15 protein-coding genes are annotated in these 21,121 nt (G+C 62.2%); 6 read left to right on the top strand and 9 right to left on the bottom strand.

The annotated features are described in order from the left end of the window. Positions 1–47: 47 nt before the first annotated feature. From AC0IYN_RS07390 to AC0IYN_RS07360, 7 genes are all read right to left on the bottom strand, one after another. Complete coding sequence (locus AC0IYN_RS07390; protein ID WP_457248215.1) at positions 48–1,280, bottom strand: DUF3426 domain-containing protein; 1,233 nt, start codon at positions 1,278–1,280, stop codon at positions 48–50. Between the two features lie 30 nt (positions 1,281–1,310). Beyond that, entirely contained in the window at positions 1,311–2,189 is an 879-nt protein-coding gene (gene prmA, locus AC0IYN_RS07385; protein WP_457239010.1) for a 50S ribosomal protein L11 methyltransferase, read from the bottom strand. Positions 2,190–2,405: 216 nt separating this feature from the next. Further along, complete coding sequence (accC, locus tag AC0IYN_RS07380) at positions 2,406–3,767, bottom strand: acetyl-CoA carboxylase biotin carboxylase subunit (RefSeq protein ID WP_025857634.1); 1,362 nt, start codon at positions 3,765–3,767, stop codon at positions 2,406–2,408. A gap of 17 nt (positions 3,768–3,784) precedes the next feature. Then, on the bottom strand, positions 3,785–4,249 hold the full coding sequence (gene accB / locus AC0IYN_RS07375; RefSeq protein ID WP_010213489.1) for an acetyl-CoA carboxylase biotin carboxyl carrier protein: 465 nt from the start codon (positions 4,247–4,249) through the stop codon (positions 3,785–3,787). Between the two features lie 24 nt (positions 4,250–4,273). Further along, positions 4,274–4,729: a type II 3-dehydroquinate dehydratase gene (gene aroQ / locus AC0IYN_RS07370; protein WP_003171482.1), complete on the bottom strand. Its 456-nt coding sequence runs from the start codon at positions 4,727–4,729 to the stop codon at positions 4,274–4,276. Positions 4,730–4,981: 252 nt separating this feature from the next. Next, on the bottom strand, positions 4,982–5,530 hold the full coding sequence (locus AC0IYN_RS07365; RefSeq protein ID WP_371857068.1) for a methyl-accepting chemotaxis protein: 549 nt from the start codon (positions 5,528–5,530) through the stop codon (positions 4,982–4,984). Between the two features lie 1,466 nt (positions 5,531–6,996). Continuing rightward, a complete protein-coding gene (locus tag AC0IYN_RS07360) occupies positions 6,997–8,667 on the bottom strand; it encodes a diguanylate cyclase (protein WP_406599265.1) in 1,671 nt (556 codons plus the stop codon). Between the two features lie 388 nt (positions 8,668–9,055). Between AC0IYN_RS07360 and AC0IYN_RS07355 the strand changes: the two genes are divergently transcribed. The 5 genes from AC0IYN_RS07355 to AC0IYN_RS07335 all read left to right on the top strand — a co-directional run bounded on the left by AC0IYN_RS07355 (position 9,056) and on the right by AC0IYN_RS07335 (position 14,209). Then, on the top strand, positions 9,056–10,033 hold the full coding sequence (locus AC0IYN_RS07355) for a DUF2333 family protein (RefSeq protein ID WP_471844752.1): 978 nt from the start codon (positions 9,056–9,058) through the stop codon (positions 10,031–10,033). 2 nt (positions 10,034–10,035) lie between these two features. After that, complete coding sequence (locus tag AC0IYN_RS07350; RefSeq protein ID WP_406599264.1) at positions 10,036–10,572, top strand: NUDIX hydrolase; 537 nt, start codon at positions 10,036–10,038, stop codon at positions 10,570–10,572. Between the two features lie 216 nt (positions 10,573–10,788). Continuing rightward, entirely contained in the window at positions 10,789–11,160 is a 372-nt protein-coding gene (locus tag AC0IYN_RS07345; RefSeq protein ID WP_025857628.1) for a translation initiation factor Sui1, read from the top strand. A 143-nt stretch (positions 11,161–11,303) separates the two neighbouring features. Further along, positions 11,304–13,217: an arginine decarboxylase gene (gene speA, locus AC0IYN_RS07340; protein WP_078046681.1), complete on the top strand. Its 1,914-nt coding sequence runs from the start codon at positions 11,304–11,306 to the stop codon at positions 13,215–13,217. Between the two features lie 98 nt (positions 13,218–13,315). Next, complete coding sequence (locus AC0IYN_RS07335; RefSeq protein ID WP_471840936.1) at positions 13,316–14,209, top strand: alpha/beta hydrolase; 894 nt, start codon at positions 13,316–13,318, stop codon at positions 14,207–14,209. Here AC0IYN_RS07335 and AC0IYN_RS07330 read toward each other — a convergent pair. Then, the gene (locus AC0IYN_RS07330) at positions 14,154–15,491 is read right to left on the bottom strand and encodes an MATE family efflux transporter (protein WP_471840935.1); all 1,338 of its coding nucleotides are present in this window, start codon (positions 15,489–15,491) and stop codon (positions 14,154–14,156) included. The genes AC0IYN_RS07335 and AC0IYN_RS07330 overlap by 56 nt on opposite strands. A 297-nt stretch (positions 15,492–15,788) precedes the next feature. Between AC0IYN_RS07330 and AC0IYN_RS07325 the strand changes: the two genes are divergently transcribed. Further along, positions 15,789–20,687, top strand: a complete 4,899-nt coding sequence (locus tag AC0IYN_RS07325; protein ID WP_471840934.1) for an alpha-2-macroglobulin family protein — start codon at positions 15,789–15,791, stop codon at positions 20,685–20,687. A gap of 138 nt (positions 20,688–20,825) precedes the next feature. Here the strand turns inward: AC0IYN_RS07325 and AC0IYN_RS07320 are convergent, their stop codons facing one another. Beyond that, positions 20,826–21,119 carry a hypothetical protein gene (locus AC0IYN_RS07320; protein WP_078046684.1) on the bottom strand — a complete coding sequence of 98 codons (294 nt, stop codon included), beginning with the start codon at positions 21,117–21,119 and terminating at the stop codon, positions 20,826–20,828. Between the last annotated feature and the right edge of the window lie 2 nt (positions 21,120–21,121).

Genomic DNA, 21,121 nt, shown 5'->3' with positions numbered 1-21,121 from the left:
GGGGCTTAGTCAATAACCCGCCGTCAAACCTCAGTGCGTGAACCGATTCACTCGGGCGAGTGAAAGCTCAGGCTGTAATTCACGGCTTTATTGCCCGGATCGAGGATATCCAGGGAGATATGGATCGGGGTCTGCGAGGGCATTTCGCTTACTCCGGCCAACTCACCGCTGAGGTATTCGGCGGGTTTGAAGCGACGACTGGCAATCAGGCTGCCGTTCAGGTCGGCGAAACGCAGCTCCAGCAGCGGGAAGGGCTGGGAGAAGGTCGCACGGTTGTAGATGATCGCGTCCACCACCAGCGCCCCGGCGAAATCCGGATGGCTGCGCACCACCAGGTTGCTGCTCTTGATGTGGGCGATATCGACTCGCGACGGCACCGTGCAGCCCAGTGTGGGGCACAGTTGCTGGAACCAGGGGCGATAGGCGTCCTGGCGGGCCAGGTCGTCGAATTGGTAGGCAATGTACTGGCCTGCAAGGCCTGCGGCGGCGATCAGGACCAGCAACAGCCAGATCAGGCGACGGCCCCAGCCCGACGGGCGTTTTTGCGCGTAGAGATGCAGCGGGTCGTCTTCCAGGTCCTGCAGCACATCGTCATGGACGCTGGCGTCAGGGCGTGGGCGTTTGCGCCGCAAGGGCGGGCGCTCGTCGGGGTCGGCGGCTTCGGCGGCTTTGGTCAGCGGCGTGAACGGCGGGTCGATGTGGTCATCGTCTGGCGTGGAGCGCAGTGGCGGTTCGTCGTCGAGATCGTCAACGTGCAGCGACATCGACGGCTCGGTGCGCTGCCGGTTCGCCGGCGTATGCGTCGGCTCGGTTTCAATGGCCGGGGGGCGCTCTTCGGGCGGCTCGCTGAACAGGCTGGCGGCCCATTTTTCCTCTTCGGCCTTGACCGTGTCACGGCTGGCGCTGAGGGACTCTTCCTTTTGGCGACGATCAGCGCCCGCCTGGCGGCGTTCCGCGCTGACGGGCAGTGTGTGTTGAATCTCGCGGCGTTCCAGCTTGGCCAGTTCTTCGTCCAGGTCCAGGTTATCCAGGTCCAGCTCTTCGGCCGTCCACTGTTTCTGGCTGATTGCCCGCGGCGGTTCCGGCTCCCGCTCGGTCGCCGCCGGCAGCTCAGGCGCGGCGGTGCCGGCTGCGCGCTGCTCCAGCAATTGGCGAGCGGCGTTGAACACTTGCAGGCACGAGCCGCAGCGAACCACGCCGCGGGCCACGCTCAATTGAGCGTGACTGACGCGAAAACGCGATTGGCAATGCGGGCACTGGGTGACGAAACTGTCGGTCATGCGGCCATCCGATTCAGGCAAGCGCTCATTCTAGCGCCGACGACCGCTGATGCGTACCCAGCCATCACGGTTGGCGATCGGATCCAGCTCGAAATCCTTCGCGTAGGCGGCGGCAACGTCTTCGCCTTGCTCGGCCAGGATGCCCGACAGCGCCAGGCGGCCACCCGGCTTGACCAGGCTCGACAGCTGCGGTGCCAGTGACACCAGCGGGCCGGCGAGGATGTTGGCCACCAGCACGTCGGCCTGCACCTGGGGCAATTGCTCCGGCAGGTAGAGTGGGAATTTGCCTTCCGGGATGTTGTTGCGCCCGGCGTTGTCGCGGGAGGCTTCCAGGGCTTGCACGTCGATATCGGTGCCCACGGCTTCCTTGGCGCCCAGCAGCAGGGCTGCAATCGCCAGGATCCCCGAGCCGCAGCCGAAGTCCAGCACGTGGCTGTCGGTCAGGTCCTGGCCATCCAGCCATTCCAGGCACAGCGCGGTGGTCGGGTGAGTGCCGGTGCCGAACGCCAGGCCCGGGTCCAGCAGCAGGTTGACGGCATCCGGCTCAGGCGCGGCGTGCCAGCTTGGCACGATCCACAGGCGCTGGCCGAAACGCATCGGCTGGAAGTTGTCCATCCAGCTGCGTTCCCAGTCCTGGTCTTCGATGATTTCACTGTGATGCTCGGGCAGCGGGCTGCCGGTGAGCAATTCCATATGGGCCAGCACGGCGGCGGCATCGGTGCCGTCTTCGAACAGGGCCAGCAAATGGGTGTGCGACCACAGCGGGGTGGTGTTCAGTTCCGGCTCGAAGATCGGTTGGTCTTCGGCGTCCATGAACGTGACCGAGACAGCGCCTACTTCGAGGAAAGCGTCTTCATAGGTTTCGGCTTGTTCTGGGCTGATGGCGAGACGGACTTGCAGCCAAGGCATGGCGGGCACCTTTGAAAAAAATGAGTGTGCAGCGGGGTGGGGCTGCGAAAGGGCGCAAGTTTACGCGAGCGCGCGTAATAAGACGACTGTACTGGACACGCGAATGATCGGCAGAACACGACACCGAACCTGTAGGAGCCGGCAAGCCGGCTCCTACACAGTAAGTGCTCTGAAACAACAAAGCCGCCCGAGGGCGGCTTTGTTGTTTCAGAGCACTTACTGGTTAGCCAGCTTGTGTTCCAGGTAGTGAATGTTCACACCACCTTCGCAGAAGCCTTCATCACGGACCAGGTCCCGATGCAGCGGGATGTTGGTCTTGATGCCGTCGACCACGATTTCGTCCAGGGCGTTGCGCATACGGGCCATGGCCTCGTCGCGGGTGGCGCCCCAGGTGATCAGCTTGCCGATCAGCGAGTCGTAGTTGGACGGAACCTTGTAGCCGCTGTACAGGTGCGAATCGACGCGAACGCCGTTGCCGCCGGGTGCATGGAAATGCTTGACCAGGCCTGGACTTGGGATAAAGGTTTTCGGGTCTTCGGCGTTGATGCGACACTCCAGGGAGTGGCCGTGCATCTTCACGTCGTCCTGGGTGAAGGACAGCGGGTTGCCGGCGGCGATGCTCAGCATCTCCTTGACGATGTCGATACCGGTGACCATCTCCGAAACCGGGTGCTCTACCTGCACGCGAGTGTTCATCTCGATGAAGTAGAAACGACCGTTCTCGTAGAGGAACTCAAAGGTACCGGCGCCACGGTAGTTGATGTCGATGCACGCCTTGACGCAACGAGCCAGGACTTCCTGGCGAGCCTTTTCATCCAGGCCCGGTGCCGGCGCTTCTTCCAACACCTTCTGGTGACGGCGCTGCAGCGAGCAGTCACGGTCGCCCAGGTGGATGGCGTGGCCCTGGCCGTCGGACAGTACCTGCACTTCCACGTGACGTGGGTTGGTGAGGTACTTCTCCAGGTAGACCATCGGGTTGCCGAACCAGGCGCCCGCTTCGGAGCGAGTCTGCTTGGCGGCTTCGATCAGGTCTTCTTCCTTGTGCACCACGCGCATGCCGCGACCACCACCGCCACCGGCGGCCTTGATGATCACCGGGTAACCGACTTCGCGACCAATGCGCAGGGCGGTTGCCTCGTCTTCAGGCAGTGGGCCGTCGGAACCAGGAACAGTAGGTACACCGGCGGCGATCATGGCGTCCTTGGCCGAGACCTTGTCGCCCATCAGGCGAATGGTTTCGGCTTTCGGGCCGATGAAGGCAAACCCGGATTTTTCCACCTGTTCGGCGAAATCGGCGTTTTCCGCGAGGAAGCCGTAGCCCGGGTGGATGCCATCAGCGCCGGTCACTTCAGCGGCAGCGATGATGTTCGAGACTTTCAGGTACGAGTTCGTGGCCAGTGGCGGGCCGATGCAGATGCTTTCGTCCGCCAGTTTCACGTGCATCAATTCGGTATCGGCCGTCGAGTAAACAGCGACGGTCTTGATGCCCTCTTCCTTACAGGCGCGCAGGATACGCAGCGCGATCTCGCCGCGGTTGGCGATCAGGACTTTTTGCAGTTTCTTCGCAGGTTTCAACATCGAAGGCGCTCCGCGGTTCAAACGATGGTGAACAGCGGCTGGTCGTACTCAACCGGCTGACCGTTTTCTACCAGGATGGATTCGATGACGCCGGCTTTTTCGGCCGTGATGTGGTTCATCATCTTCATCGCTTCCACGATGCAGATGGTGTCGCCCACTTTCACGGTCGCGCCGACTTCAACGAAGGCTGGCGAGGTCGGTGCCGGGGTGCGGTAGAAGGTACCGACCATTGGCGACTTGACCACGAAGCCGTTCAGCGCAGGCGCGGCTGGGGCGGCAGGTGCAGCGGCAGCAGCGGGGGCGGCAGCAGGTGCAGCAGCGGCCGGAGCCGGCGCTTGCATCTGTGGCGCGTAGAACTGTTGGGCCGGGGTCTTGCTGTGACGGCTGATCCGTACGGACTCTTCGCCTTCCTTGATTTCCAGCTCGTCGATACCGGATTCTTCCAGCAGTTCGATCAGTTTCTTAACTTTACGGATATCCATGAATCATCAACTCCCAAGGGTCGGTCAGGGGCGCTTGGCCTGTTCTTCAAGCTGTTCCAGGGCGGCCTCCAGGGCCAGTCGGTAACCGCTGGCGCCAAGGCCGCAGATCACTCCTACCGCTACGTCGGAGAAGTAAGAGTGATGGCGGAAAGGTTCGCGTTTGTGCACGTTCGACAAATGCACTTCGATGAATGGGATGCTCACCGCCAGCAGCGCGTCACGTAATGCAACGCTTGTATGCGTAAAAGCGGCGGGATTGATCAGGATAAAGTCCACGCCTTCGCCGCGCGCGGCATGGATACGATCAATCAATTCGTACTCGGCATTGCTTTGCAGGTAGAGCAGATGGTGGCCGGCTTCACGCGCCCTGCGTTCAAGATCGAGGTTGATCTGGTCCAGGGTGACTGCCCCGTAGACGCCCGGTTCACGGGTGCCGAGCAGGTTCAGGTTGGGTCCGTGAAGAACCAGTAAGGTCGCCATCGGCTGTTCCTTGTTATTGATGTGGGTACGGCAGAACCCGGCGACTATGCCGCAAAGCCTTTGTGACTGTCCAGTTCTATGCAGTAGCCAGCACGATTACCGAGGATAGCGCGAAATTTGTGACTGTGGCCCTGAATTCGGTCATGTGTGAGGCCGGGCACACATTCCTGTAGGAGCCGGCTTGCCGGCGATGGTGATCTTGAGGGCCCTATCACCGGCAAGCCGGCTCCTACCGTTTTGATCGTCTGCACGCTATACGCGGAAGGCTTGGACGGCCGTATTGAGTTGCCCACCCAGCACCAGCAAGTGTTCACCCTGGCTGCGGCCCTGCCCAATCCGCAGCAAGTTGTCCTCGCCCAACTGGTGAATCCGCTCACTGTTGTCGCGAATTTCACTGACGGCACCACTTTGCTGCGCGGTCACATCGGCGATACGCACGGCGGTGTCGGAAATGGTCTGGATCGCGCCGACGATTTCATCCAGCGCGCCGTCCGCCGCCTGCGCCTGCTGGGCGGTGGCTTCGGCATGTTCGACCTGAGCGCGCATGCCTTGCACGGATTGGTGGGCGGCGTTTTGCAGGCCGGCGATCAAGGTCTGGATTTCTGCCGTGGCCCCGGCGGTACGCTGGGCCAGCGAACGGACCTCGTCGGCGACCACGGCAAAACCACGGCCGGCCTCACCAGCGCGCGCGGCCTCGATGGCCGCGTTGAGGGCCAGCAAGTTGGTCTGGTCGGCAATGGCGCGAATCACGGTCAGCACGCCGCCGATGGTGGCGGATTCTTCAGCGAGTTTTTCGATCATCTGCGCGTTTTGCTGCACTTCGCCCACCAGGGCGTGCAGCCCGGTCAGGCTCAGGCCGATCACGCGCTGGCCTTGTTCCACCGCCTGGCCGGCACTTCGGCTGGCGCCCGCAGCCTGGCTGGCATCGCCGGCGACTTGCTGGATGGTCGCTTCCAGTTCGCCCAGCGAATCGCGGATCTGCGCGGTATCCCCGGCCTGGCGTTCGGCGCCGTCGTGCAGGCCGCTGCTCAGTTCGGCGAGGGCGCGGCTGCTGCCTGCGACTTCCTCGGCATTGCCGCGAATGGTGCCAACCAAGTCAACCAAGTAGGCCCGCAGGCGGTTCAACGAGGCTTCGATATCGTGCAACTCGCGGTTGGTCTTGCCCAGGGCAATCGGCCGGCTGAAGTCACCTTCGGCCCAAGTCAACAAGGCCGGCGCCAGGTTGGTCAGCACCCGCGCCAGGCGGCGTTGCAGCGTGTCGATCAGCAGTGCGATCAGCAGGATCAGGCCGATCATCACGCCTTGCATCAGGCGCACTTCGCCCTGGATCTTGCCGTGCTGCGCGCGCACCACCGGTTCCAGGCCGGCGATGGCTTGCTGCACGGCATTGATTTTCAGGTGGGTGCTGGCGGCCAGGTCGGCGCGTTGTTGGATCTGTTCACGGGTGCGCTTGAGTTCGGCGGGGTAGCGGGTCAACAGGCTGTTGAGTTCGCGCTTGAGATCGACGCCGGTGTCCTGGGCTTCGGTTTTTTCGGTGTTTTCCAAGCCCATCAGCGCAGAGAAATCATCGGTGTTGGAGTCGGCGCTGGCCTTCACCCCAAGCAACGGCAATTGTTCCAACAGATCAGCCTGGGTGCGGATATTGCCGACTTCACGCTCCACATCATCGGCCAGTTCCGCACGACCACTGCTCACCAGCTTGTCGCGGGCCAGGGACAGTTTGCCCAGGTGCTGTGCGGCGGCCAGCAGGGGGGGCAGATAGCGTGCGGCTTCGGGGGAATTCACGCCGGTGGCGTACTGGCTCAGTTGCTCCAGGTTCGCGCCCAACTCGCGCTCGGCCTGCAGCAGCAAGGCTTGTGGGTCGCCAGCCAGCTTGCCGGCGGCCAGCAAGTCGGTCTTGCTGAATGTGTCCAGGTCTACCAGGCTCGGGCGCAGGTTTTGCGCGAGGTCCGCCGGCAGTTCATCCAGATGCTGCAACAAGCCTTCGAGGCTCTGGCTGGCACTGCTCAAGCGCAGCGCATCACCGCTGGCCAGGTAGTCGTCGATATTGCGCGCGGCTTGATTCTGGAAGGTCTGCGACAGGCTCAGGTAGCGCTCCATCAGCAAGTAAGGCCGCTCCAGCGCCCGTTGCGACCACCACAGCGTCGCCCCCAGCGCCAGGCACACGGCCACTAGAAGAAGGGTATTGAGATTGGTCAGCAGCTTCAGGCGCATGCGTGGTTTCAACCGACGGCGAAAGATAAGTGCCTGAAGTTATTGCGTTTTCATTACAAGGTTATGACCGAGTCAGTCGATTCCGGTGAAAAGGTGGCACTTTGCTTTGATGTGCGTGCGGCCTGTACGCGGTTACGCCCGGCATCCTTGGCGCGGTACAGCGCCTCGTCCGCCTGGGCGGCCATCATCAGGCTGTCGGAGCCGTCGCACAGCTCCACCAGCCCGGCGCTGAAGGTGCACCATAAGTCCTGGGGCTGGGCCGGGTAATGGATCTCGGCAAAACGCCCGCGAATTTCATCCAGCACCCGGCACGCCGATTCCAGATCGGTATCGGGCATCACGATGGCAAACTCTTCACCACCATAGCGCCCGATGTAGTCGGTCTTGCGCAGGCGTTGCTTGAGAAACAGCGCCAGGCTCTTGATCACGCGGTCGCCCATGGGGTGGCCGTGGCTGTCATTGACCCGCTTGAAGTGGTCGATGTCGAGCATGGCAAAGCTCAGTGGCTTGTTCTCGCGGCGTGCGCGGAAGCTGCAGTCTTCGAGCAGTTGCAGGATGTGGGTGTGGTTGTACAAACCCGTCAGGCTGTCGCGCACCATCCGCGCCTTGAGGTTGCGCGCGCGGGCCGCACGGTTGCGCACGGTGGTGATCAGGTGGCGCGGCTTGATCGGTTTGGTGAGGAAGTCGTCGCCGCCTTCGCTCATGGCGTCCAGTTGCTTGTCCAGGTCGTCTTCGGCCGACAGGTAGATGATCGGCACGCTGACGTAGCGGTCGTTATGGCGGATCACCTTGGCCAGTTCCGTACCGGTGCAGGCGGGCATGTACATGTCGAGGATGATCAGGTCGGGCTGGAAGTCCGCCAGCTCGGCCATGGCCTGGATCGGTTCGATCAACGTGCGGGTGACGATGCCGGCACTGTTGAGCAGCCGCTCAGTGTGCAGCGCCTGGGCCCGCGAATCGTCGATGATCAGCACTTTATAGGGCTCGTACTGCGCGACGCAGGTGAGCACTTCGATCTTTTCCAACAGGCTGGAGGCTTCCAGTGTACCGGTCAGGAATTCCTGGCCCCCGGCGCGCACGGCGGCCAGGCGGGTAGGGGTGTCGGTTTCGTGCAGGCTGAAAAACAGCAGCGGCAGCTTTTGTTCCAGGCCTTCCTGGGCTTCGGCGGCGAGCTTGAGGCCCAAGCCGGTGCCGCAGAAATCCACGTCCATCACAATGGCCGAAGGCAGGCGCTCGGCCATCGATGCGCGAAACGCGGCCACACTGTCGAGGGACTGGGCGCTCATGCCAAAAAATTCCAGCTGCTTGGCCAGGCGCTCGGCGCGGTCGTGATCGGCCAGCATCACGTAGATCGGCTTGCGCATCGGCGGCAGGAAGGTTTGTTCCAGCTGGTCGCCCTGGCGCAGGCCGGTGCGGGACAGGCGCTGCATCAAACGGTTGAGTTCGGTGATCAGGTGGCTGCTCAGGCGCCCACGGTTCTCGTCCACCGCCTTGAGGGATTCGCCGATGTGCTGCGCCAACTGGCTGTGTTCCGGTTGTTCGAAACGCTCGGCGAAACGCAGCAGGCGCAAATTGGCTTCGCTGAGTTCGGAAAGGTCGGTACCGGACCATTCGCTACGTTGCAGGCGCTGCCAGATCTCAAGAATTTGACGTGCCTGATGAATTACCCGCTGGGCAAAGTGCTGCTTGAGACGCTCACGGCTGGGGTCTTCTGGCTCGGTCATATCCTGACTACTAGTTAGGGTGCATGCTGAGGTCGACTGATGGCTCTATGCTAGCACCTCTTTTCCATGGGATGAGTGTCATACATCAATAAACTACGTGTTCCGCGTATTCAGTTGCTGACTCGGTGGTCGCGCAGCGTAAAAAGCGTGCATCCTTTATAGTCGAATGCTCCCTGTGCGCCAGTTTGGCGAAAACCCCCGCACGCGCGGGCACGATGGGGTAGGGTTGTGGTCGGAGTGTTTGAACGCACGCCATCAATTCAAGTGCATGAACTCAAGTGATTGAAAGGATATCGCCATGCTGGACTGGAAAAATCGTGCAGGCAGTGCCAAAGGCCCCGCCCCTGAGCCCAAGTCGGCCAACCGCAGCTATCTTCGTACCGTGCTGATGAGCCGTGCCGTGCTCAGCGTGCTCGGCTTGTACCTGTTGGTCACCGGCACCCTGGGCTGGTACTGGAGCGAAGAGCCGGCGCTGTTTCCGGTCCAGCAGAACGCACAGATTGCCGCCGAAAAAGACGGCAAGCAGATGGTGGTGGGCTTTACCACCGTCGAAACCCTCAAGACCGTGGTCGGCACCCTGCTGAACAAGCCCGGTGGCTACATTTCCAACGACCGCTTCCCGCCTGGCCTGTGGATGGACAACATGCCGAGCTGGGAATACGGCGTGCTGGTGCAGGTGCGTGACCTGACCCGCGCCCTGCGTAAAGACTTTGCCCGTTCGCAGTCGCAGTCGGCCGAAGACGCTGATCTGGCCAAGGCCGAGCCGCGCTTCAACTTCGACAACAAGAGCTGGGTGCTGCCGTCCAGTGAGTCGGAGTACCAGGAAGGCATCAATTCCCTGAGCCGCTATGAAGCGCGCTTGTCTGACCCGAATCAGAAGGGCGCGTTGTTTTATGCGCGTGCCGACAACCTGAACAACTGGCTGGGCGATGTCGCTACCCGCCTGGGTTCGCTGTCGCAACGCCTGTCGGCCAGCGTTGGCCGGGTAAAGCTCAACACCGCATTGAAAACCGAAGCGCTGGCGCCGGGTGAGGTGCCGCAGGTCGATGAAGAAGTGGTGGAGACCCCATGGATGCAGATCGACAACGTGTTCTACGAAGCCCGTGGCCAGGCTTGGGCGCTGTCGCACCTGCTGCGCGCCATCGAAGTCGACTTTGCCGACGTGCTGGCCAAGAAAAACGCCACCGTCAGCGTGCGCCAGATCATTCGTGAGCTGGAAGCCTCGCAAGAGCCGGTTTGGAGTCCTATGATTCTCAACGGCAGTGGCTTCGGCGTGTTGGCGAACCACTCGCTGGTGATGGCCAACTATATTTCCCGGGCAAACGCTGCAGTGATCGACTTGCGTCAGCTCCTCAACCAGGGTTGATGATGGACGCTACTCAAAAGGAGGCCGCACACCGCGCGGCTTCCGATGCTGAACTGATCTGCTGGGTCGACGAGCGGGACAACCTGCTCGGCACCCTCGTCAGGTCCGATCTGCGCCAGCGCGGCCTGATTGGCCGTTGCACTTTTATCTTCCTGTTCAATTCCCGTGGCGAGCTGTGTGTGCATCGGCGCACGCTGAGCAAAGCCATGTATCCAGGGTTCTGGGACACGGCGGCGGGTGGAATGGTGGCGGCGGGTGAATCCTATTCACTGTCGGCCGCCCGCGAGCTGGAGGAAGAACTGGGCGTCAGCGGAGTGGAGTTGGTCGAGCACGACCATTTTTATTTCGAGGATGGCGACAGCCGGCTATGGTGCAAATCCTACTCTGCCGTCTGGGATGGGCCATTGCGCCTGCAGCCGGAAGAGGTCATGGAAGCGCGCTTTTTACCCCTCGAAACCGTCCTGCAGGAGGCCGAGCAAAAGCCTTACTGCCCGGACGCCCAGGAGGGGCTGCGGCGCTATCTGGCGTTGCGTCGCTAAAGTTGCATAAATTGGCGCCATTTGGCTCTTAGCAAGTCGCCTTTTTGTGGTTACACTGCGCGACTTTTCACCCGAACCACCTTTGTTTCACCCTGGAATCACCGTAGGGGCTGAACAGGGTGGTTCGGTAGCGCTGCCCCTGCCTGAGTGGGGCTTCGCGGTCGACAACCTCTTCGAAGGTGTCGATCAGTCTTTGTCCTCCCAAGAGGATTGCCGGTGGCCAAAAAAGCCGCATCCTTCGCCGCCCTTGGTGGCCTGGTATTTTCCACCGACGCAGGTCGACACTGCCCGGACTGTCGTCAGCCCGTGGATTCGTGTACCTGCAAACAGACCCTGATCCCTGAAGGCGACGGTATTGCCCGCGTGCGACGCGAGAGCAAGGGCCGTGGCGGCAAGACGGTGACCACCATCACCGGCGTGCCGCTGGCCGAAGACGCGCTGAAGGAACTCGCCACTGCGCTGAAAAAGCGCTGCGGCACCGGTGGCGCGTTGAAAGACGGCGTCATCGAGATCCAGGGCGATCACGTCGAGCTACTGTTGGCCGAGCTGATCAAGCTCGGGTACAAGGCCAAGAAGTCCGGCGGCTGAGAGCCTCTTCCCGACCTGTGTCTAAACTCTGTCCTGCGCGTGGGGTCCTACCTTGCACGCAGGCAAATCGTCATTTTCATTCTTTAGACTGCGCCAGCCTCAACCAGGGGCGGCGCATTCGCCTTCATTTATAGGGGACTTCGATGTCCGTACGACGCACACGCAAAGACGATGGCAGCCAATGGACAGTTGCGGACAGCCGCAGTGTTTACGGGATTCGCCATTGGGGGGCCGGGTATTTCGCGATCAATGAAGCCGGTCGCGTAGAAGTCCGTCCGAACGGCCCGAACAGCACGCCGGTCGATCTGTACGAGCAAGTCGACGAGTTGCGTAAAAGCGGCCTTTCGCTGCCGCTGCTGGTGCGCTTCCCCGACATCCTGCAAGACCGCGTGCGCCAGCTCACCGGGGCATTCGATGCCAACATCGAGCGCCTGGAATACCAGAGCAAGTACACCGCGCTGTACCCGATCAAGGTGAACCAGCAGGAGGCGGTGATCGAGAACATCATCGCCACCCAGAACGTGTCCATCGGCCTGGAAGCCGGCTCCAAGCCTGAGCTGCTGGCGGTATTGGCCCTGGCGCCGAAGGGCGGCACCATTGTCTGCAACGGTTACAAGGACCGTGAGTTCATCCGCCTCGCGCTGATGGGCCAGAAGCTCGGCCACAACGTGTTTATCGTGATCGAGAAAGAATCCGAAGTTGAGCTGGTGATCGAAGAGGCCGCCAGCCTCAAGGTCAAGCCACAGGTTGGCCTGCGCGTGCGCTTGTCGTCGCTGGCATCGAGCAAGTGGGCAGACACCGGTGGTGAGAAGTCCAAGTTCGGCCTGTCGGCGGCGCAGCTGCTGTCCGTGGTCGAGCGCTTCCGTGCGGCGGGCCTGGACCAGGGCATCCGCCTGCTGCACTTCCACATGGGCTCGCAGATCGCCAACCTGGCGGACTACCAGCACGGCTTCAAGGAAGCCATCCGTTACTACGGCGAGCTGCGCAACCTCGGCCTGCCGGTGGACCACATCGACGTGGGCGGTGGCCTGGGCGTGGACTACGACGGTACGCACTCGCGTAACGCCAGCTCGATCAACTACGACATGGACGACTACGCCGGCGTGGTCGTGGGCATGCTCAAGGAGTTCTGCGACGCGCAGAGCCTGCCGCACCCGAACATCTTCTCTGAAAGCGGCCGTTCCCTGACCGCCCACCACGCCATGCTGGTGGTGCAGGTGACCGACGTCGAGAAACACAACGACGAAATCCCGACCATCGAAAACAAGGAAAGCCTGCCGGAAACCGTGCAATGGCTGGTGGACCTGCTGGGTCCGACCGACATCGAGATGGTCACCGAAACCTACTGGCGCGCCACTCACTACATGAGCGACGTGGCCACCCAGTACGCCGACGGCAAACTGACCCTGGCCGAGAAAGCCCTGGCCGAGCAGTGCTACTTCGCCGTGTGCCGCCGCTTGCACAACTCGCTCAAGGCCCGCCAGCGCTCGCACCGCCAGGTGCTGGACGAGCTCAACGACAAGCTGGCCGACAAGTACATCTGCAACTTCTCGGTGTTCCAGAGCCTGCCGGACACCTGGGCCATCGGCCAGGTACTGCCAATCCTGCCGCTGCACCGCCTTGACGAAGAGCCGCTGCGCCGTGCCGTGCTGCAAGACCTGACCTGCGACTCCGACGGCAAGATCAAGCAGTACGTCGACGAGCAGTCGATCGAGACCAGCCTGCCGGTGCACGGTTTGAACGAAGGCGAGGACTACCTGCTGGGTATCTTCCTGGTCGGTGCTTACCAAGAGATTCTGGGCGACATGCACAACCTGTTTGGTGACACCGACTCGGTGAACATCTACCAGCGTGAAGACGGTTCGGTGTACAGCGCCGGGATCGAGACACACGACACCATCGAAGACATGCTGCGCTACGTGCACTTGTCGCCGGAGGAGTTGATGACGCATTACCGTGACAAGTGTGCGAGCGCGAAGATCAGTGCGGCGGAGCGTACCCAGTTCCTGGATGCGCTGCGTTTGGGCCTGACACGGTCTTCGTACCTGTCCTCATAACCGCGTACAACGTGCTCTTTGTGGTGAGCGAGCTTGCCTCGCGCGGGGCAAGCCCGCTCACCACATAAGTCTGTCTTCACAGGTATAAGGGGTTGGCGATGTCGAGAGTATTCTTGCAAGCGTTTACCCTGGCCGTCGCGGCATGCCTTGCGGCCTGTTCCCCCATCAATGTGCTCAACGCACTCACCCCTTCCAGCACGTTTACCAGAACTTCTGCCATCGCTTACGGCGATGATCCCCGCCAGAAACTCGATATCTACCGGCCAGCTCCTGCTATCTCCAACGCCCCCGTGGTGGTGTTCTTCTACGGCGGCAGCTGGAACAGCGGCTCCAGGGACGACTATGGTTTCGTCGGCGAAGCCCTGGCCTCACGCGGCATCGTGGTGGTGATCGCCGATTACCGGCTTTACCCGCAAGTGCGATATCCCGCCTTCCTCCAAGACAACGCCCACGCCGTTGCCTGGACCTATCAACACATCGCCGAACACGGTGGTGATCCCCACCAGCTCTATGTAATGGGGCATAGCTCGGGCGCCTATAACGCGTCGATGCTGGCGCTGGATGCGCGTTGGCTGAAAGAGGTTGGCCTGACGCCGTCAATCTTCAAAGGCTGGATCGGCCTGGCCGGCCCCTATGATTTCCTGCCGATTGAAAACCCTAAGGTGAAACCGGTGTTTTTCTTCCCTGATTCACCGCCGGATTCCCAGCCGATCAACCACGTCAGCGCCAGCGCACCGCCGAGTCTGTTGATGGCCTCGACGGACGACAAACTGGTCAACCCCACACGCAATACCGGCGGGTTGGCTGACAAGTTGCGGGGGTCAGGTGTTCCTGTGGAGGTGTTCTATTTTGGCAAGACCAATCACCAGACGCTGGTGGCTGCAATCGCTAAACCGCTGCGCTGGTTGGCACCGGTATTGGACCGGGTGACAGCGTTTATCCAAGCCACTGATCCTGCCGGTTCAAGCGCCAGGCAATCGCCCACAGAGTGAGGCTGCGCAAAGCCATGAACAGCAGGAAGGTTATCCACAGCCCGTGGTTACCCAAGGCCTGCAATGCCCAGGCGAATGGCAATGTCAGCAGCACCGTCAGCAGCATGCCGTTGCGCATTTCCCGCGCGCGGGTTGCGCCGATGAACAGGCCATCCAACAGGTAGCTCCACACTGCAATCAACGGCAGCACGGCCAGATACGGCAGGTAGAGGTCGGCGGTTTCGCGCACGCTGGGGATGTCGGTCTGCATGGCGATGAACAGGTGGCCGGCAACGGTGAACAGCAGGGCGAAACCGATGCTGGCGATCAACGACCAACCCCCGGCCACCACCAGCGAGCGGCGCAGGGACTGGCGATCATGGGCGCCGATTGCGTGGCCGCACAGGGCTTCTACCGCATGGGCCAAGCCATCCAGGGCGTGGGCGGTCAGCAGCAGGCCGTTGAGCAATAATGCATTGGCCGCCACGGTGGCGTCACCGAGGCGGGCGCCTTGAACGGTGATCATGAAAAACACCGATTGCAGCGCGAGGCTGCGGATAAAAATGTCGCGGTTGACCGCCAGCAGCGGGCGCCAGCTTTCCCACAGCTTCAGCGCCGCCCAGGCGATATGACCAGGGTAGGCGCGCAGGGCTTTTTGCGTCATCGCCAGGCCGAGCAAGGCGCCGGTCCATTCCGCCACGACGGACGCACGTGCCGAACCGACCACGCCCCAATCCAGGCCGAGTACGAACCACAGGTTCAGGGCGATGTTGACCAGGTTGGTGGTCAGCAGGATCGCCAGCGGCGCGCGGGCGTTCTGCGTGCCGAGGAACCAACCGACCAATGCGTAGCTGGCAAGGGCGGCGGGTAGGCCGAACAGGCGGGTGTGGAAAAAATCTTGAGTCAGTTGATTGAGTTCGGCAGAGGGCTGCATCCATTCCAGGGCCAGATGGCTCAGCGGAATGCCGACAGTGCCCAACAGCATTGCCAGGCCCAGTGCGAGCAGCAGGCCTTGCAGCAGGATTTGCCGCAGCGCCGCCCCGTCATTGCGCCCGGCAGCCTGGGCGGCGAAGCCGGTGGAGCCCATGCGCAGGAACCCCATGGCCCAGGCGAGAAAGGTATACAGGCTGGCGCCAACGGCCACGGCGCCCAACTGGTGCGCGTGAGGCAGGTGGCCGATGACCATGCTGTCGACCAGCGCAACCAGTGGCACCGAGATATTCGACAGGATCATCGGCGCGGCCAGGGCCCAGACGCGGCGGTGTGTGGGGCGGTGGCGCCAGTCGGTCAGCAGGGCAGTCATCAAGGCTCCTAGGTGGAGCGGCATTGTAACTGGCCCTTAGTCCCACCGCAGAGCAAATGTAGGAGTTGGCTTGCCAGCGATGGCGGTGCTTCAGACGCAGGATAGTTTGGCCGGTAGACCTCCATCGCCGGCCAGCCGGCTCCTACAGGGGGGGCTTCTGTGTTTGTGGGAATTGGACTGGTTTGGGGGCGCCCAGAACCAAACCACCCTCCGTCGGTCAATGTGACCAGTACCACATCGGCCCTCTGCAGGCTGATATATAGTTCATCCTTCGGTCCCTCTCACTACGAGTGCCTCATGCTTAACAAAGGATTGTTCCTGGCCTGCGCGCTGGCCCTGCTGAGCGCCTGCGATTCCTCCGATAAACCGGCGGCCCCGACCGCTCCCGCAGCGGCGACAGTGGCCCCCAAACCGGCCAAGGCGGCGGTGGATGTGGCGGCGCTGAAGCAGCGGTACGCCGGGCGTGAGTTGAGTGTGGTGGACGTGTCCGAGGTGCAGCTTGACGGGGCCAGCACCTTGTCGGTGAGCTTTTCCATTCCGCTGGATCCCGACCAGAAATTCGCTGACAAACTTCATCTGGTGGACAGCAAGTCCGGCAAGGTCGATGGGGCCTGGGAAATCTCCGACAACCTGATGGAACTGCGCCTGCGCCATCTGGAGCCGCAGCGCAAACTGGTGCTGACGGTTGATCCCGGCCTCAAGGCGGTGAACAACAACCTGCTGCCCGCCGAGTACATCGCCCGTCTCGAAACCCGTGACCTGCAAGCCACCGTCGGCTTCGCCAGCCGTGGCACGTTGCTGCCGACCCGCTTGGCCGAGGGCCTGCCGGTGATCGCGCTGAACGTCGACAAGATCGACGTCGAGTTCTTCCGCATCAAGCCTGAGTCCCTGCCGTCGTTCCTGGCGCAGTGGGGGCGCAACACCAGCCTGCAAAGTTATGAATCCCGCGAGCTGCTGCCGATGGCCGACCTGGTCTATGGCGGGCGTTTCGACCTGAATCCGGCGCGCAACACCCGCGAAACCCTGTTGCTGCCCATCGCCGGCCTCAAGCAATTGCAGCAGCCGGGCGTGTACCTGGCGGTGATGCGTGCTTCGGGCACCTACAACTATTCCCAGCCGGCCACGCTGTTTACCTTGAGTGATGTCGGCCTGTCGGTGCACCGCTACGCCAATCGCCTGGACGTGTTTACCCAGGCGCTGGAAGGCGGCAAGGCACTGGATGGCGTTGACCTCGAAGTGCTCGACGCCGAGGGCCGCGTGCTGGGCCAGGGCAAGACCGAGAAGGGCGGCCACGCCGAATTGCCGCTGCCGAAGAAGGCCCAGGTGCTGCTGGCCAAGCAGGGCGAACAGACCAGCCTGCTGCGCCTCGACAGCGCGGCACTGGACCTGGCTGAGTTCGACATCGGCGGCCAACCGTCTCATCCCTTGCAGTTCTTTGTCTTTGGCCCGCGTGATCTGTATCGCCCCGGCGAAACCGTGCTGCTTAACGCCCTGCTGCGGGACAAGGATGGCAATGCCGTCAAACCGCAGCCGGTGAGTGTCGAAGTGCGTCGCCCGGACGAGCAGGTGAGCCGCAAATTCGTCTGGGATGCCGATGCGTCTGGCCTTTACCAATATCAACTGCAATTGGCCGGCGAAGCACCGACCGGGCGCTGGCAATTGGTGTTTGACCTGGGCGATGGCAAGCCGCAATTGTATGAATTCCTCGTCGAAGACTTCCTGCCCGAGCGACTGGCGCTGGAACTCAAGGGCAGCGACACCGCGTTGAGCCCGGCAGACAACCCGGTGATCCAGGTTAACGGGCGTTACCTGTATGGCGCGCCTGCGTCGGGCAACCGGGTCAGTGGGCAAGTATATGTGCGGCCATTGCGCGAAGCGGTCAAGTCGCTGCCGGGCTACCAGTTCGGCTCCGTGACCGAAGAAGAACTGAGCCAGGATTTTGAGCTGGAAGAAAGCGTCCTCGACGCCAAGGGCCAGGAAGAACTGACCCTGGAAAGCAAGTGGGCCGAGGTCAAGTCGCCGCTGCAACTGATCGTACAGGCCAGCCTGCAAGAGTCGGGCGGGCGGCCGATCACGCGGCGCCTGGTGCAGCCGATCTGGCCGGCCGAGCAACTGCCGGGCCTGCGCGGGTTGTTTGACGGCACGGAAACCAATGGCGATGGCCCGGCGGAATTCGAAGTGCTGCTGGCCAACCAGGACGGGCAGAAACTCGCCGCGCAAAACCTCAAGGTGCGCTTGGTACGCGAGCGCCGTGACTACTACTGGAACTACTCCGAGAGTGATGGCTGGAGCTACCACTTCAACGAGAAATTCCTCAACCTCGACGAGCAGACCCTCAACATCAAGGCTGGCGACACGGCCAAGGTCAGCTTCCAGGTGGAGTGGGGCCCCTACCGCGTCGAAGTGGAAGACCCGCAAACCGGCCTGGTCAGCAGCCTGCGCTTCTGGGCCGGCTACCAAGCCCAGGACAACACCGAAGGCGGCGCCGTGCGCCCTGACCAGGTCAAGCTGGCGCTGGATAAACCCGCGTATGGCGATGGCGACACCGCCAACGTCACCGTGACGCCGCCGGCAGCCGGCAAAGGCTACCTGCTGGTGGAGTCCGCTGAAGGACCGCTGTGGTGGCAGGAAATCGATGTGCCGGCCGAAGGCAAAAGCTTCGCGGTGAAGCTCGACCCGAAATGGTCGCGCCATGACCTGTACGTCAGTGCCCTGGTGATTCGCCCGGGCGAGCGCAAGGCCAATATCACCCCCAAACGTGCGGTGGGCCTGCTGCACCTGCCTTTGGATCGTAACCAGCGCAAGCTCGGGGTGACCCTTACAGCGCCGGAAAAAATGCGCCCCAAACAACCACTGACAGTGAAAGTCGCCGCCCGCAATGCCGATGGCAGCGTGCCGAAACAGGTGCATGTGCTGGTGGCCGCGGTGGACGTGGGCATCCTCAATATCACCGAATACCCGACGCCGGACCCGTACTCCAGCCTGTTCGGCCGCAAGGCCTATGGCGTGGACCAATTCGATATCTACGGCCAGTTGATCGAAGCCGGGCAGGGCCGCCTGGCCAGCCTGGCGTTTGGCGGTGATGCGGCGTTGGCCAAGGGCGGCAAGCGCCCGGACACCAGCGTGACCATTGTCGCCCTGCAAAGCGCACCGGTGACCTTGAATGAACAAGGCGAGGGCGAAGTCAGCGTCAATATTCCCGACTTCAACGGTGAACTGCGGCTGATGGCCCAGGCTTGGACCGACGACCGCTACGGCATGGCCGAGGCCAAGACGGTGATCGCTGCACCACTGATTGCCGAGCTGTCGGCGCCGCGCTTCCTCGCCGGTGGTGACCAGACGACGCTGGCCCTGGACCTGTCCAACCTGTCGGGCAAGGCGCAGAAACTCGACGTACAACTGAGCGCCGACGGGCAATTGGAATTGGCAAACGGTGGTGCGCAAACCGTCGAATTGAAACAAGGCCAGCGCACCACCCTGCGCATCCCGGTGAAAGCCTGGGGCGGGTTGGGCCAGGGCAAGGTCAAGGTGACCGTGAATGGCCTGGACCTGCCGGGCGAGAACCTGCCGCCGTTCACCCGTGAATGGACGCTGGGTGTGCGACCTGCATATCCGGCACTGCTCAAACATTACCGTGCAGTGCTCAAGGATCAGCCATGGAACCTGCCGGTGGGCACCCTGGATCAATTCGATGCCTCGGGGCGCCAGGCGCTGCTGAGCCTGTCGAGCCGGCCACCGCTGAACCTCGGTGCGCAGATCAGCGCACTCAAGGCTTACCCCTACGGTTGCCTGGAACAGACCGCGAGCGGCCTGTACCCGTCGCTGTACGCCGACGATGCATTGCTCAAGCGCCTGTCGATCAAAGGCGAGTCGGACAGCGAGCGCAAACGCAAGATCGAGCTGGGTATCGAACGCCTGCTGGGTATGCAGCGCTACAACGGCAGCTTCGGTCTATGGGGCGCTGATGGCGAAGAAGAATACTGGCTGACGGCCTACGTCACCGACTTCCTGCTGCGGGCCCGCGACCAGGGTTTTGCCGTGCCGCCTGAAGCGTTGAAGAAGGCCAGCGAGCGCCTGCTGCGGTACGTGCAGGAGCGCAACCTGATCGACGTCGACTACAGCGATAACGCCGACCACACCCGCTTTGCCGTGCAGGCCTACGCCGGCATGGTACTGGCGCGCAGTCAGCAGGCGCCGTTGGGGGCGCTGCGCAGTATCTTCGAACGGCGCAGCGATGCGCGCTCCGGTTTGCCGTTGGTACAGCTGGCTATCGCGTTGCAGAAGATGGGTGACCAGCCGCGCGCGGACCAAGCCTTGCTCGCCGGGCTCTCTGCACAGCGCAATGCCAATGAATGGCTGGCCGACTACGGCAGCCCGCTGCGGGACCAGGCGATGATCCTGGCCCTGCTGGAAGAGAACGACCTGGCCAAGGGCAAGCGTGAGGAGCGCTTGTTCACCCTATCCGACCAGCTGGCGGCCAGCCCCTATCTGTCGACCCAGGAGCGTAACTCGCTGTTCCTGGCCGGGCGCCTGGGGTTCGCCAAGCCGGATGCGAACTGGCAGGTGTCGCTCACCGGCAGTGGCGGCGTGCAGGAATTGAACAATCAGCACCCGACACTGGAGTTGGAAGGCAAGCTGCTCTCCAGCGACCTGAGCCTGAGCAATCAGGGCGAGACGCCGGTGTACCAGCAACTGACGATCTCGGGTTATCCACAGGTGCCACCGGCGCCTGGCGGAGACAACCTGAGCATCCGCCGCGAATACCTGGGCATGAACGGCCAGCCGCTAAACCTGCGCAACCTCAACAGCGGTGATCTGGTGCTGGTGCATCTGGCGGTCAGCGCCAAGCAGCGTGTGCCGGATGCCTTGGTGGTGGACCTGTTGCCCGCCGGCCTGGAGCTGGAAAACCAGAACCTGGCGCAAAGTGCCGCCAGCCTGGAAAACGCCAGCAGCCAGGTAAAGGAGTGGCGTGAGTCGATGCAGAATGCGTCGCTCAAGCACCAGGAGTTCCGCGATGACCGCTACGTGGCGGCGATCAATATGGAAGGCTCTGGCACTACGCACTTGCTGTACTTGGCGCGTGCCGTGACGCCGGGCACTTACCGGGTGCCGCCGCCGCAGGTGGAGTCGATGTACCGGCCGAACTGGCAGGCGGTGGGGGATACGCCGGCGGATCTGGTGATCAAGGGACGGTGAAGGTCTCAGCTTGAAATGGAGATCAAATGTGGGAGCGGGCTTGCTCGCGAATACGGAGTGTCAGTTAGCGCCTCTATTACTGACCCACCGCATTCGCGAGCAAGCCCGCTCCCACAGGGGATTTGTGTTGGTTTTGGGTTAGTGGACGACCCAGCTTAGTAGCCACAGGCCCAGCAGTAGCCAGATGATGCCCATGATGATCGACGCGCGCATGAAGGCGCGTATGGCCGAGTACAGCAGCATCAGGCCGATGATCAGGGTGATGATGCTGATAATCGAGGTGTCCATGCCCAATGTACGGGACAGGCCATCGATGAAGTTGCCACCGGCATTAGTCAGCGCACCAAACAGGCCGCTGAGTCCGTCGACGATAAAACGGATGATGGAACCGAGCGCCTGGCCCAACCATCCGAAAAAGCTTTCTACCTGCATGT

The sequence above is a fragment of the Pseudomonas sp. AC112 genome (assembly GCF_979253545.1).
The sequence above is the reverse complement of the archived record's forward strand: the minus strand, read 5'-3'. Positions and strand labels throughout refer to the sequence as shown.